General features: G+C 46.2%; 11 protein-coding genes. 5 read left to right on the top strand and 6 right to left on the bottom strand.

Annotated features, from left to right (window positions below; all coding sequences use genetic code 11):
- Positions 1–23 precede the first annotated feature (23 nt).
- The 3 genes from glnL to glnA all read right to left on the bottom strand — a co-directional run bounded on the left by glnL (position 24) and on the right by glnA (position 3,390).
- Positions 24–1,070, bottom strand: coding sequence for a nitrogen regulation protein NR(II) (gene glnL / locus MSG33_RS16035; RefSeq protein WP_047009385.1), 1,047 nt, complete (start codon positions 1,068–1,070; stop codon positions 24–26).
- 132 nt (positions 1,071–1,202) lie between these two features.
- A complete protein-coding gene (locus MSG33_RS16040) occupies positions 1,203–1,784 on the bottom strand; it encodes a DUF4124 domain-containing protein (protein WP_248381442.1) in 582 nt (193 codons plus the stop codon).
- Positions 1,785–1,980: 196 nt separating this feature from the next.
- The gene (gene glnA, locus MSG33_RS16045) at positions 1,981–3,390 is read right to left on the bottom strand and encodes a glutamate--ammonia ligase (RefSeq protein ID WP_005395023.1); all 1,410 of its coding nucleotides are present in this window, start codon (positions 3,388–3,390) and stop codon (positions 1,981–1,983) included.
- Between the two features lie 531 nt (positions 3,391–3,921).
- On the opposite strand from glnA, the gene typA reads away from it, so the two are divergent.
- Positions 3,922–5,751, top strand: coding sequence for a translational GTPase TypA (gene typA / locus MSG33_RS16050; RefSeq protein ID WP_248381443.1), 1,830 nt, complete (start codon positions 3,922–3,924; stop codon positions 5,749–5,751).
- A gap of 80 nt (positions 5,752–5,831) precedes the next feature.
- The gene (locus MSG33_RS16055) at positions 5,832–6,374 is read left to right on the top strand and encodes an AAA family ATPase (RefSeq protein WP_053808522.1); all 543 of its coding nucleotides are present in this window, start codon (positions 5,832–5,834) and stop codon (positions 6,372–6,374) included.
- A 31-nt stretch (positions 6,375–6,405) separates the two neighbouring features.
- Here MSG33_RS16055 and MSG33_RS16060 read toward each other — a convergent pair whose 3' ends face one another.
- Positions 6,406–7,047: a DUF2959 domain-containing protein gene (locus MSG33_RS16060; RefSeq protein ID WP_031780441.1), complete on the bottom strand. Its 642-nt coding sequence runs from the start codon at positions 7,045–7,047 to the stop codon at positions 6,406–6,408.
- Between the two features lie 301 nt (positions 7,048–7,348).
- Here MSG33_RS16060 and MSG33_RS16065 point away from each other — a divergent pair, with 301 nt between their 5' ends.
- The 3 genes from MSG33_RS16065 (at position 7,349) to MSG33_RS16075 (ending at position 9,723) form a co-directional block, all read left to right on the top strand.
- Complete coding sequence (locus MSG33_RS16065; protein WP_005379281.1) at positions 7,349–8,293, top strand: virulence factor BrkB family protein; 945 nt, start codon at positions 7,349–7,351, stop codon at positions 8,291–8,293.
- The gene (dtd, locus tag MSG33_RS16070) at positions 8,265–8,699 is read left to right on the top strand and encodes a D-aminoacyl-tRNA deacylase (protein ID WP_048624608.1); all 435 of its coding nucleotides are present in this window, start codon (positions 8,265–8,267) and stop codon (positions 8,697–8,699) included. Before MSG33_RS16065 ends, dtd begins: the two co-directional genes overlap by 29 nt.
- A 106-nt stretch (positions 8,700–8,805) precedes the next feature.
- A complete protein-coding gene (locus MSG33_RS16075) occupies positions 8,806–9,723 on the top strand; it encodes a bifunctional GNAT family N-acetyltransferase/hotdog fold thioesterase (protein WP_005395003.1) in 918 nt (305 codons plus the stop codon).
- A gap of 13 nt (positions 9,724–9,736) precedes the next feature.
- On the opposite strand, the gene MSG33_RS16080 is transcribed toward MSG33_RS16075, so the two are convergent.
- A complete protein-coding gene (locus MSG33_RS16080; RefSeq protein ID WP_248381444.1) occupies positions 9,737–11,830 on the bottom strand; it encodes an AsmA family protein in 2,094 nt (697 codons plus the stop codon).
- 193 nt (positions 11,831–12,023) lie between these two features.
- Positions 12,024–13,652 (bottom strand): phosphoenolpyruvate carboxykinase (ATP), encoded by a 1,629-nt coding sequence (gene pckA / locus MSG33_RS16085; RefSeq protein ID WP_047009389.1) that lies wholly within the window; start codon positions 13,650–13,652, stop codon positions 12,024–12,026.
- Between the last annotated feature and the right edge of the window lie 336 nt (positions 13,653–13,988).

Raw genomic sequence — 13,988 nt, forward strand, 5'->3', positions numbered from 1 at the left:
CGACTTGAAGTCCATTAGCGCAATCAGATCGGCAAATAAATAGTAAATGTTGTGTGACCAGGCCAGCTTTCTACGTCTATTTTTCCATTGTGCTGGTCGATCAAATTTTGTGAAATAGACAGCCCTAAGCCAGTTCCTCCCTCGCGGCCACTGACCATGGGATAGAACAGCGTGTCTTGTAATTCCGGTGGAATGCCTGGGCCGTTGTCTGTGATTTCGACACGCGCAGCGAGTTTACAGCGTTTGCCGTGAATATTAGCTTGATGCACCGTTCTGGTGCGAATGGTGATTTTACCGTGTTCTTGATGGCTAAGAATTTGCGCCGCATTACTGACGATATTAAGCATCGCCTGTTCGATTTGGTCCGCATCCATCAAAATTTCTGGCAAGCTCGGGTCGTAATCACGTTCAATCACGATTGAACGTTGCGATTCTAGTTCAACCAACTGGCGGACCTTTTCCAGAATTTGATGCAAGTTTTCTAGTGTCTTCTTACCTGGCTTTTGTGGTCCGAGTAATCGATCAACGAGCGCTCTTAAACGGTCGGCTTGCTCAATAATGATGTGCGTATATTCGGTGAGAGAGGGATCTGGCAGCATTTTTTCTAGCAATTGCGCTGCACCACGTAATCCACCTAGCGGGTTTTTGATCTCATGTGCAAGCCCTCGGACTAACAGTTTCGCCGCTTGTTGCTGGGCGTGCTGGTTCAGTTCTTGAGAGAGTCGGCGCTGTTGATCAATTTTGCGCATCTCGACGAGTAACATCAGTTGTTTTTGCCAAGTGATTGGGCTAACTGTCACCTCTAGCATTAAGGGGCGGCCATCAACAACGAAAGTGACGTCACTGTCGGTGATGCTTTGGCCACTTTGCAATGGTTGAGTGAGCAGCGCGAGATCCAGCGACGCATGTTGAATCAATTGAGAAAGCGATTGTTCAACAATACGTTTCGCGCTTTGAGAAAACAGCAACTCGGCAGCCGGATTGGCATAACGGATAGCCAATCCATCATCAAGAATCAGCGTTGCTGTCACCATGTTGTTGAGAATGGCACTAGGAAGACTGGTATCCACATTACGTCCTTGTTTTGCTTTAAGATTGTGCGCTGCACAATAATGGTGCAATTGAACGTTAAGTATGGCGAATAAATCTCAGAAGAAAAAGTGAAAAGCACCGCAGTGATGCTATTTTTTTCACCAGATATTCTATTTTGCCCCTTTTACGGTCGGCTTAACACTTGCTCTATGTAAATGCACCGTTATAGGGCTAGTAGATGCAATAAGCTTGCCGCTTCTTTTCGCGTGCACGGCCAGTGTGTGGGTGCCTCGGTCAATATTGTTTAACTGCCACGTCATATGGCTTTGTGGCGCACCATAAGGTTTTCCGTCGAGCAGCAGTTGCAACTGTTCACCGATACCAAGCTTGCGATTGGTTTCCAGTTGAATATTGATGGTGCCTCGGTTGCTGCGGATGGTTTCGTTATGTAGAGGAGTCAGCATCGAGAGCTTTAATGGGAGAGGTTTATCGGTTTTCTTTTCCGGCTTGTCTTGTGGCTCTTTCGATAGCTTGGTCTGAGGGGCGAGTGATTCCGTGCTTTCTACCTTAGGAGCGGGTGCGCTGGCTTCAAGGTTTGGCAGCGCGATGGCTTTTGCACCTTGGTTTGGCGTATCACTAAAATGAACCACGCCATTTTTATCTACCCATGTATAAGCAACCTGCGCTGATGCGATGGAGGCGATTAACAATCCGCTGAGAGCACATAGCGATGGAATAAGCTGAACTTTCATTGCTCACCTTCTTTTGATCGATGATTTCACGTTTCAATGGCTTAGCTCTTTGACCTACAAGGTAAAAAGTCCAAGCGTATTTTTATTATCCCCTCATGTTAAACGTCGAATCTTGACTGACGAATACAAAAAAGGCCCGCCTGCGAGGCGAGCCTAATATTTTGTTGCTGTGTTTACATTTTACACAGTGTCGACCTTATACAGAGTAGTAAAGTTCGAACTCAACTGGGTGAGTTGTCATGTTCACGCGCTCTACGTCCTGAGATTTCAGCTCGATGTAAGAGTCGATGAAGTCGTCAGAGAATACACCACCCGCTGTTAGGAATTCACGGTCAGCATCTAGCTCTGCTAGTGCGTCTTTCAGTGAGTATGCAACCGTTGGGATTTCTGCTGCTTCTTCTGCTGGTAGATCGTAAAGGTCTTTATCCATTGCTTCGCCTGGGTGGATCTTGTTCTTAATACCGTCAAGACCAGCCATTAGCATTGATGCAAAGCATAGGTATGGGTTAGCCGCTGGGTCACCGAAACGAACTTCGATACGACGTGCTTTCGGGCTTGGTACCACAGGGATACGGATTGAAGCAGAGCGGTTACGTGCAGAGTAAGCAAGCATAACTGGCGCTTCGAAGCCTGGTACAAGACGTTTGTACGAGTTTGTTGATGGGTTAGCAAATGCGTTGATTGCACGAGCGTGTTTGATGATACCGCCAATGTAGTAAAGCGCCATTTCAGATAGACCGCCGTACTTGTCACCAGCAAATAGGTTTACACCATCTTTCGCTAGAGATTGGTGAACGTGCATACCGCTACCGTTGTCACCAACAAGTGGTTTAGGCATGAATGTTGCCGTTTTACCAAACGCGTGAGCAACGTTGTGTACAACGTACTTGTAGATTTGGATTTCGTCAGCTTTGGTTGTTAGCGTGTTGAAACGAGTTGCGATTTCGTTTTGACCCGCTGTTGCCACTTCGTGGTGGTGCGCTTCAACAACAAGACCCATCTCTTCCATTACTAGACACATAGCAGAACGGATATCTTGAGATGAATCCACTGGAGCTACAGGGAAGTAACCACCTTTAACGCCTGGACGGTGACCTTTGTTACCTTCTTCGTAATCAGAACCCGTGTTCCATGCTGCTTCTACGTCATCGATCTTGAAGAAAGAGCCTGACATGTCAGTCGCGAACTTCACGTCGTCAAATAGGAAGAATTCTGGCTCAGGACCGATAAGTACAGTATCTGCAACGCCAGTAGAGCGCATGAAGTCTTCAGCGCGTTTTGCGATAGAACGTGGGTCACGGTCGTAGCCTTGCATTGTTGCCGGCTCTAAGATGTCACAACGGATGTTGAGTGTTGCGTCTTCCGTGAATGGGTCAAGCACAGCAGAAGATGCGTCAGGCATCATTACCATGTCTGATTCGTTGATACCTTTCCAGCCAGCAACTGATGAACCATCGAACATTTTACCTTCTTCGAAGAAGTCTGCGTCGATTTGGTGAGCAGGGATCGAAATGTGCTGCTCTTTACCTTTTGTATCAGTGAAGCGTAGGTCAACAAACTTAACTTCGTTTTCTTGGATCAGCGATAGAACGTTTTCTACTGACATCTTGGATAACCTCCAGTGTTAATAAGCGGTAAAAGCTCGATTTATGAATTATTCATGAAACCTGGCATTGATTAATCAATTTGACTTTTCATTAATCGATGCTGTTTTAACTAAAGCCAAAACCGTGCCAAAAAAAATATTCCATTAATTTCAAGCAATTGTGTTTTTTTGGCGCTAGCTTGGTGCAGATGATTGCACCAAAATGATCTTTACTTGCACTATTGTGGTGCGGAAAATCATTATTGCACCATAATGTGACAGGCGCATTGCTTATTCAGCCCAGTTTTTGAGCAAGAGTCAATTTGAATTATGCATCGATTGGAATAAAGTTGCGTTTAATCAATTCGTTCTGAGGAAGAAAATGGGCATTAAGCGTAAAAATCGCAGAAATGCTCGGGAGTAGATCACATATTTCTAGGCTTTTTGCTAAAATCTGGTACATTATGGCCGTTTTTTTAATCAGCAAATGTCGCCAGAGAGCACCCGTTCTCAGCGTGGGGGCATTTCATCTATCTAAGTGAATCAATATCCATGGCTACTCCACAGATTGATAAATTAAGAAATATCGCGATCATCGCGCACGTTGACCACGGTAAAACCACGTTGGTTGACAAGCTGCTACAACAATCAGGCACGCTTGAGTCTCGCGGTGAAGCTGAAGAGCGAGTCATGGACTCGAACGACATCGAGAAAGAGCGCGGTATTACCATTCTTGCTAAAAACACAGCAATCGACTGGAACGATTACCGTATCAACATCGTAGATACTCCGGGACACGCGGACTTCGGTGGCGAAGTTGAACGTATCATGTCGATGGTAGACTCTGTACTACTTATCGTTGACGCGGTTGATGGTCCAATGCCTCAAACGCGTTTCGTAACACAAAAAGCGTTTGCTCATGGTCTAAAACCAATCGTTGTTATCAACAAGATTGACCGCCCTGGCGCACGTCCTGATTGGGTTATGGACCAAGTGTTCGACCTATTCGACAACCTAGGTGCTTCTGACGAACAGTTAGACTTTAAAGTGGTTTACGCTTCTGCTCTTAACGGTTGGGCTTCTCTAGAAGAAGGCGAAACTGGCGAGAGCATGGAACCGCTATTCGAAACTATCGTTGGCGAAGTAGCTGCACCAGAAGTTGACCTAGATGGTCCACTACAGATGCAAATCTCTCAGTTGGATTACAGCTCTTACGTTGGCGTTATCGGCGTTGGCCGTGTAACTCGTGGTAGCGTTAAGCCAAACCAGCAAGTAACGGTTGTTGGTGCAGACGGCAAAACTCGCAACGGTAAAGTGGGCACAGTAATGGGCTACCTAGGCCTAGAGCGTCACGAAGTTGAGCAAGCTAACGCGGGTGATATCATTGCAATCACTGGTCTTGGCGAGCTTAAAATCTCTGACACTATCTGTGCACAAAACGCAGTAGAAGCACTACCAGCACTGTCTGTTGATGAACCAACAGTAACCATGACGTTCCAAGTAAACACGTCTCCATTCGCTGGTAAAGAAGGTAAGTTCGTCACTTCACGTAACATCCTTGAGCGTCTAGAGAAGGAACTGGTACACAACGTTGCACTGCGCGTTGAGCAAACAGACGATCCAGACAAATTCCGCGTATCAGGCCGTGGTGAGCTTCACCTGTCTATCCTGATCGAAAACATGCGTCGTGAAGGCTTCGAGCTTGCCGTATCTCGTCCAGAAGTAATCATCAAAGAAGAAGATGGTCAGCTAATGGAACCGTTTGAAACGGTAACTATCGACGTAATGGAAGAGCACCAAGGCGGTATCATGGAGAATATCGGCCTACGTAAAGGTGAGCTGAAAGATATGGCTCCAGACGGTAAAGGCCGTGTACGTATGGACTTCATCATGCCATCTCGTGGTCTGATCGGCTTCCAAACGGAATTCATGACACTGACTTCTGGTTCTGGTCTTCTATACCATACGTTTGACCACTACGGCCCACACAAAGGCGGCAACATCGGTCAGCGTATCAACGGTGTTCTGATTGCTAACGCTGCGGGTAAAGCGCTAACTAACGCACTGTTCAACCTTCAAGAACGTGGTCGTCTATTTATCGGTCACGGTGTGGAAGTTTACGAAGGCATGGTTATCGGTATTCACAGCCGCGACAACGACCTAACAGTAAACGCACTGAAAGGTAAGCAGCTAACCAACGTTCGTGCATCTGGTACAGATGACGCACAGGTTCTAACTCCGCCAATCATCATGACACTAGAGCAAGCGCTTGAGTTCATCGATGACGACGAGCTAGTAGAAGTAACACCTGAAAGCATCCGTATCCGTAAGAAATTCCTAACGGAAAGCGATCGTAAACGTGCTTCTCGTGGCGCGAAATAATTTTCGTTAAGCGATTCAATTAAGAAGAAGCCCTGAGTTATGCTCAGGGTTTTTTGTATCTAGAGAATGAACATATCAGCATGAAGCCAATTGTGATTACTGGTGGCCCAGGTGCGGGGAAAACCACCCTACTGAATGCATTAGAGCGGCAAGGGTATGCGACGTTTGCAGAGAGCTCTCGTACGCTAATTGAACAGCAAAACCAGTTAGACGACGGTATCTTGCCGTGGACGAACCTGCCTGAGTTTGCTCAATTGTGTCTCGACTTGATGAGCAAGCAAAAGAGTGATGCGCGTTGTCATGACGTTGCGTTTGTTGATCGCGCCATCCCAGACATCATTGCTTACTTACAAGTGGGCGGTTGTAAGGTTGACCAAGCTTTCTTAACTGAAAGTGCTGGGTACCATAGTCAGGTGTTTACTTGTCGACCTGAAGCATCCATTTACGTGCAAGATGAAGTGCGTCCACACAGCTTTGAAGAAGCATTGGAGATTCATCAATCCTTAGTGGATATCTATGCTGAGTTGGGTTACGAAGTGGTAGAAGTGCCATGGGGCAGTGTGCTAGAACGAGTAGGTTTTGTTCGAAGAGTCATCGGTTTAGTTGATGAGGTCGCAGACTAAAACCTCCTCGCTAGGAGGAGGCTTGAATCATTTACTTTTGATTGAGCTTTTGTAGGAACTTATCAGACTCTGCAATCGCTTCGTTCATCTGTTTGATGGCAAACTGAATGTCTTTCTCTAGACTAGAAAATTCACCTTGTAGAGAGCCAATCGCACTCGCGTTAAGGTTGTGTTTCAAGTACAACGTGTTGTCGCGCAGTGTATTTAGTACAGGCGTCATCTTTTTCTCTGCACGCTTCATTGCGCTAAGCATGGTTTTGTACGAAGCTTTGGTTTCACGTAGCTTTTGTTCGCTTGAACGGCGCAATTTCGCGCTCGAGTACAGCTCTAGTTCGTCTTGCCATTCATCAAACAGTGCGCCGGAAACGTCTTCAATCGCAGCAATGCGGTCACGAACGTCTTGCGCCGCTTTTTCGCTGTCTTCGTACTTGTCATTGATTTTGTTGTAGACACTTTCTAGCTCACCACCATCAAAATTAGTGATCGCAGATAAGGCCTCGAGTGCACTGGTGAATTCTTCTTGTGCATCTTGTTGAGATTCTTTGGCATCTTCAACGCGGTCGACCATAATATCTCGTTTATGGTACCCAACTTGCTCCATCGCTGAGTAATAAGCAGATTGACACCCTGTTAAAGTGAAAATTGATAGTACAATTGCTAATAAATAAGGCATTCTTATGTCCTCGACAATAGGGTCTGTCGACCTTTTGTGGTTGTTTTTTGTTCGATATAAAAGCGTTTTAATCGCGGCGAGAGGGTTGTAGCATAGTCATTCTAAGCAAAACGCCTCTCAACAAAGAGTAAAACGCTTCTAGACGAACCCTTCGGGCAGCGCTTGTGGTTTCTTTCTACTGCGTTATCGGCTTCTCTGGTAGGTTAACTACAATTCAAAGCCTCTGCCTTGTATAAAGAACCCACAAACTGCTGCAAAAATCAGCTCAAAAGGTCAACAGACCCTTATTATGGGATGAACTATGAACCAGTTATCAGAGAGTTACAAGGCAAGATTAATCAATCTACTGCCAAGTTGCGTCGCGTTTTTTAAGTATCTTCTTAAGCGATTAACGCATGATCGCGTCAATGTGAACGCGGGCTATCTTGCCTACATTACCTTGTTATCCATCGTGCCAATGCTGACGGTATTGTTATCAATATTGTCGAAATTTCCCGTTTTTGCGAACGTCGGTGAGGTGTTGCAAGGCTACATTATTGAGAATTTTGTTCCGGCATCTGGGGAAGCTGTACATACGGCATTGCAGGAATTTGTGGCGAATACGGGCAAAATGAGCGCGGTTGGCGGTGGGTTTTTATTCATTGCTGCAGTCATGCTGATTTCGAACATTGATAAGAACTTAAACTACATTTGGCGAGTTAAAGATAAGCGCCGTTTAGTCTTTTCATTCTCTATGTATTGGATGGTACTCACGTTAGGGCCGATCATGGTCGGTGCGAGTATCGCGGCGACATCGTACGTGACCTCACTGCAAATTTTAGAGAACGAGACATTATCTGGTGCGTTCAATCTGTTTTTACGTTGGTTACCGCTGTTGTTGTCTTTTTTCGCTTTCCTTGGCTTATATATTCTGGTGCCGAATAAAAAAGTGCACCTGGCTCATGGCGCGATGGGGGCAGCAGTCGCTGCGATACTGTTCGAATTAAGTAAAAAGGGCTTTGCACTCTACATCACGCAGTTCCCATCTTATCAGCTCATTTACGGCGCGTTAGCCGCGATTCCTATCTTGTTTGTTTGGGTGTATTTATGCTGGATGATCGTGTTATTGGGTGCGGAAGTCACAGCAGCGCTTGGTGAGCGAGAGCACTGGAGTGAAGATTTAGACATGATACACTCGACCGCTGAATCTCAGTTAACAGATGAAGGAAGCGAGAGTAGTGATAGCGCTAATTCAACGAGTCAGTGAAGCTGCCGTCCGTGTGGATGGTGAAGTCGTAGGGGAAATTGATCGTGGTCTGCTGGTCTTATTAGGAGTAGAGAAAGACGACGATGAGGCCAAAGCAAAACGCTTGATGGAGCGTGTTACGACCTACCGCGTGTTCGAAGATGATGAAGGTAAGATGAACCTAAACGTCAAACAGGTAGCAGGCAAAGTGCTGGTGGTTTCTCAATTTACGTTACCTGCGGATACAAAAAAAGGCACTCGTGCTGGCTTTTCTCGCGGTGCGCATCCTGCTGATGCTGAGCGCTTGTATGATTACTTTTCTGATTTGTGTGAACAAGTTTTACCCACACAGCGTGGCCGCTTCGCTGCCGATATGAAAGTGTCCTTGGTGAATGACGGTCCGGTGACGTTTTGGTTGCAGGTCTAGTCTGGTAACACCGGTGCCATAGTCTAAGCTTTAACTCCAAGCTCATGGAATTGGCTTGGAGTGATTTTCCCGACATTTATTAGTGTTGTGCTTTCAAAGGATTGATATGTTCAAACTCATTACTCCCAAAACCGATAATCAGATAAACAAGTATTATCAGTTTCGTTGGCAACTGCTTCGTGAGCCATGGCGTATGCCAATTGGCTCTGAACGCGATGAATACGATGAAATGAGCCATCACCGTATGATTGTTGATGGTCGAGGTCGTCCTATGGCGATCGGTCGTTTATACATTACGCCGGATAATGATGGCCAAATCCGCTATATGGCGGTTAAAAATAATCGCCGCAGTAAGGGGATGGGCTCGCTGGTTCTGGTCGCGCTAGAGTCGTTAGCACGCCAAGAAGGGGCGAAGCGCTTGGTGTGTAATGCCCGTGAAGATGCCATCGCCTTTTACGAGAAAAATGGCTTTGAGCGTCGCGGTGAACTAACCGACGAGCGCGGTCCTGTGCGTCACCAACAAATGGTGAAACCATTGGATCCGATGGCGAATGTGTTACGTCGCCCAGAATGGTGCACTGAACTTCAGCAGCGCTGGGAGCAACAGATCCCAATTAGCGACAAAATGGGGATAAAAATTAACCAGTACACGGGTTATCAGTTTGAATGCTGCGCGCAACTTAATCCGAACCTTAATCCGCATAACACCATGTTTGCGGGGTCGGCTTTTACTTTAGCCACCTTGACGGGGTGGGGTATGACGTGGCTGCTGCTTAAAGAGCGCGGTCTGCATGGTGATATTGTGTTGGCCGACAGTTCGATTCGTTATCGTCAACCAGTCGAGCAAAACCCTGTGGCGAGCACTTCGTTGGATGGGATCAGTGGTGACCTAGATCGATTGGAGTCAGGGCGCAAAGCACGCATCGTCATTCACGTGGTGATTTATAGTGGCGACACGCCAGCCGTAGATTTTGTTGGTACCTATATGCTGATACCGAACTATTCGCAATTACTCAGTTGTTAATTGAGAGGGCGCCTTACTGATCTGTAGGGCGCTTATTCGTTTCGTTTTCTTGCTCTGTCGGTGGGAGGATTTGTTCCTCTGTGGTGGGATCAGTGACAGATGGTTCGTCTTCTTCGACAATTTCTTCGGAAAGTTCTTCCTCTTGAATCTCCACATTGAGGTTATCAATCGCAGTTGGCAGCTCCATGGCTGATTCACTTGTTTGTGGAGTGCTTTCGACATCAGCCGGTTCTTTTGGTGCTGGTGCTTTTAAACACTCATTATGATGGATTTCGCCACTGAGTAGATCGCCTTCAACGCTCCCGCACGATTCTTTCCATTGATAAACAATGCCACTTAGCGGGTTGTTGGCCATATCAAACTCGCCCCAAACCCTACCACTCATTGCTTTCCCTGAAATGGTGACAGGTTCTATGGCGACTTCCCCTCGTTGTGCGGTTAAACGCAGCGGACTTAAGGTAATGGCTTTGAGAGAATGATTCGCTTGGGACTTTAAACGGGTATCTCGTAGGTTGGCTTCCACTTCACCCGATAAGCTGTAGGCCAGCATGTTGCGATCACCTGATAACCCTTGCAGATCGAGGCTGAGATCGGAAAAACCATCAATAGCCAGTGTGTCGGGTAAATAATCGTGGAAGAGTGATAAGGGAATACCATCAGCATTGAGGTTGAGCGCCCAAGGCTGACTCGGAGTACTTAGGTCTATCTGTCCGATGCCCTCTATGTAGCCTTGCTCGAGTGGTGCAAAAAGGCGTGTCAGTTGCCAAAAGCCATTCTCACTTTGCATGGCAAGTGCAGCATGAGACGTGAGCACTTGGTTATAACTGGCGTTGACAACGCTGACTTCCAGATCGCCATACCAAAGGCCCCAACGTTGATTGACCTGCTTAAGATCAAGCTGCTGCCCTTCGATGTTTAAACCGGAGAACTGCCAATAAGGTTTGTGAGATAGCTGAATGATTTGGCTGCGCTCGATGTCGAGTCGTTGGACTGTGACATGATCTAACTTACTGATGGCGGCGTGCCACCAGTTTTGGTTATCTTCAGGTTGTATTGCCCACTTGAGGCCTTGAATGGAGGCTTCTTCGAGTTGCCATTGCGTTGGAGTGAACACCCCAGAGACCTGCACACGACCTTGCTGCCAATCTAAGCTGAGATCGTTGAGTTGGATTTTTCCAGGCTTGATAACAGCACTTAAACGTGGCTCTATTGCGGTTTGCTGTTGGAATCGGACGCTATCCGCCTGCAATGAAACTTGAGCCGTTGTCTCCCAGAGAGACAGTGGCAGTGTGGCGTTTTCTACGGAGAGCTCTAAGTTTTGCCAGTGCCAATCGCCCCATTCAATATCGGCGTTCAGTAAGTCTAAGCTATTAATGTGATTAATCTGGAATGGCATTGCTTGCCAAGGATTAGCAAGCAGTGATTGGATCTGGATATGATTGAGTTGCAACTTATTGATGGTCACATTCACTAAAGACCAGCCTTGTGGATACTGCTCGCCTTGCCCTGAAATTTGACTGTTACGCCACTTAAATGAAGTGCCATAGAGCGTACTGTCTTGCGGTTTGTAGTCCATGTCGACCAAGACCTGATTAAAGGCTTCGCCATTCCAATAGATCTGGTCGGCTGCAAGTTGAACCTCGCCATATGGTATTAACTGGCCATTCCACTGTGGTGATTGAATTTGAAGGTCAATGCCATTACCAGAAAACTGCTCGTCGGCGTAATCAATATTTTTGAGCGCGATTTGATGGAACAAAACGTTATCTAAAGGCTTGAGCTTTGGCGCGCCATACTGCAAATTAAGTCCATCAATCAATAAGCTATCAACGATCCATTTACCATCGCGATAAACATCGGGATTCATCCATAAATCGACTTGCTCGATATAAGAAGCGTCGTCTACGTTTGTGTTCACACCCTGTAAAGTTAGGTGGTAGGGAAAATCGTAACGCACGCTTTCTGCTTGAAAGGGCAAGGAAATGCTGTTTGATAGCAGACGCCAAGTTGCATCGGCGTAAGATGTTGTTAACAGCGCAATCATAGTGGCCGGAATGGCAACTAAGATAACCAGTAACAGAATTAGAACTCGACGCGCTGTTTTCATCCCTGCTAGAACCTACGTTTGCAATTAAATAAAACTAGATAGGCTTTAGCTTGTATCAATATTCTGCGGTATTCAATAAAAAGCCCCTCAAAAGAGGGGCTTGAAGCGGTTTTTTTGTAACTTGGTCTACGTAAAAGTGATAAGTGGCTGCCCACTTACCACTGTGGTTTACGCGACGTCGTTGTTACTCGATTTAATCAATCTGAGGGCCAGCGGCAACCAGAGATTTACCTTCCGCATTGTCCGTGTATTTATCAAAGTTATTGATAAAGCGTTCAGCCAAGTCTTTCGCTTTGCTTTCCCACTGAAGTGGATCAACGTACGTGTCACGAGGGTCTAGAATGCTTGGATCCACACCTGGTAGTGAAGTCGGTACTTCAAGATTGAAGATAGGAATGTGCTTAGTTGGTGCATCTTCAATCGAACCATCAAGAATCGCATCAATAATTCCGCGCGTATCTTGAATCGAGATACGTTTGCCAGTGCCGTTCCAACCTGTGTTCACTAGGTAAGCCTCAGCGCCTGCTGCTTCCATACGTTTAACCAGTACTTCTGCGTATTTAGTTGGGTGAAGCGTTAGGAACGCCGCGCCAAAACATGCAGAGAAGGTTGGCGTTGGCTCAGTAATACCACGCTCTGTTCCTGCCAGTTTTGCAGTAAAGCCAGATAGGAAGTGGTACTTCGTTTGCTCAGGTGTCAATTTAGACACTGGAGGTAGCACACCAAATGCGTCCGCCGATAGGAAGATCACTTTATTCGCGTGACCGCCTTTTGATACTGGCTTAACGATGTTGTCGATATGGTAGATAGGGTAAGAAACACGAGTGTTTTCTGTTTTCGAACCATCATCAAAGTCGATAGAGCCATCGCTACGTACCGTTACGTTTTCTAGCAGTGCATCACGGCGAATCGCGTTGTAGATGTCCGGCTCCGCTTCTTTCGATAGCTTGATGGTTTTCGCGTAACAACCACCTTCGAAGTTGAAAACGCCGTCATCATCCCAACCGTGCTCATCATCACCAATTAGCGCACGTTTAGGATCAGTCGATAGTGTGGTTTTACCGGTACCAGAGAGACCAAAGAATACCGCTACGTCGCCATCTTTGCCCATGTTAGCGCTACAGTGCATTGATGCGATGTCTTTTAGAGGAAGGAAGTAGTTCATCATTGCGAACATGCCTTTCTTCATCTCACCGCCGTACCAAGTACCACCGATAAGTTGCATGCGCTCGGTTAGGTTAAATACGGTGAAGTTTTCTGAGTTCAGACCTTGCTCTTCCCATTTTGGGTTAGTGCATTTTGCGCCATTCATTACCACGAAGTCTGGTTCAAATGTTGTCAATTCTTCTTCTGTTGGGCGGATAAACATGTTTTTAACGAAGTGCGCTTGCCATGCGACTTCCGTGATAACACGAATGCTCAAACGCGTATCTGGGTTTGCACCACAGTAACCGTCAACAACAAACAAGCGCTTGTTAGAAAGCTGGTTTGTGACCAATTCTTTCAGCTCGTCCCACACTTCTGGAGTGATTGGCTTGTTGTCATTTTTTACTTGATCAGACGTCCACCACATATGCTCTTCTGTCGTAGCGTCTTTGACGATGTATTTATCTTTTGGTGAGCGACCAGTAAAGATGCCAGTGTCAACGGCAACCGCACCTAGTTCAGTAACCACGCCACGCTCATAACCTGTTAGGTCTTCACGCGTTTCTTCCTCAAACAACATTTCGTAGCTAGGGTTGCGAATAACCTCTTTAACGTTATGCAGTCCGTGCTTGGTTAGATCAAGTGTTGCAGCCTTAGTATGTTCCATAACGGTCATAGGTGCTCCTTATAAGGATTTTTGTAGGGATTTTGTAAGAATGTTTTAATTTTAATCTGCTCACCATGCTAGCAACGGGGCGGGGAGAAAACAGGGAGATAGCTCAAAATTTATCCATGATTTCAATAAGGTTTTAGGTAACCCGTCACATATTGGTGGGAATAGTTTATCGTGCACGCAATCCTTTGCGCTAGGGCAAAATCATTATTAATTGTTTAAAATTAAGCAGTTGTTTTATTACGCTTGAAGCGAGGCATTACGAGGGGTAGATCACAAAAATGCCAGCATTAAGCTGGCATTTTGTAGGGTAAATTACGTGCTTGATAAGCTATGTAA

This window comes from Vibrio sp. 1CM7H (assembly GCF_023161645.1).
GTDB classification, from domain to species: domain Bacteria; phylum Pseudomonadota; class Gammaproteobacteria; order Enterobacterales; family Vibrionaceae; genus Vibrio; species Vibrio diabolicus.

Excerpts from the sequence above, each read along its gene's own strand:
- glnA (WP_005395023.1), bottom strand. The coding sequence starts at position 3,390 with ATGTCAGTAGAAAACGTTCTATCGCTGATCCAAGAAAACGAAGTTAAG.
- typA (WP_248381443.1), top strand. The coding sequence starts at position 3,922 with ATGGCTACTCCACAGATTGATAAATTAAGAAATATCGCGATCATCGCG.
- MSG33_RS16075 (WP_005395003.1), top strand. The coding sequence starts at position 8,806 with ATGTTCAAACTCATTACTCCCAAAACCGATAATCAGATAAACAAGTAT.
- MSG33_RS16040 (WP_248381442.1), bottom strand. The coding sequence starts at position 1,784 with ATGAAAGTTCAGCTTATTCCATCGCTATGTGCTCTCAGCGGATTGTTA.
- MSG33_RS16055 (WP_053808522.1), top strand. The coding sequence starts at position 5,832 with ATGAAGCCAATTGTGATTACTGGTGGCCCAGGTGCGGGGAAAACCACC.
- pckA (WP_047009389.1), bottom strand. The coding sequence starts at position 13,652 with ATGACCGTTATGGAACATACTAAGGCTGCAACACTTGATCTAACCAAG.
- MSG33_RS16060 (WP_031780441.1), bottom strand. The coding sequence starts at position 7,047 with ATGCCTTATTTATTAGCAATTGTACTATCAATTTTCACTTTAACAGGG.
- MSG33_RS16080 (WP_248381444.1), bottom strand. The coding sequence starts at position 11,830 with ATGAAAACAGCGCGTCGAGTTCTAATTCTGTTACTGGTTATCTTAGTT.
- MSG33_RS16065 (WP_005379281.1), top strand. The coding sequence starts at position 7,349 with ATGAACCAGTTATCAGAGAGTTACAAGGCAAGATTAATCAATCTACTG.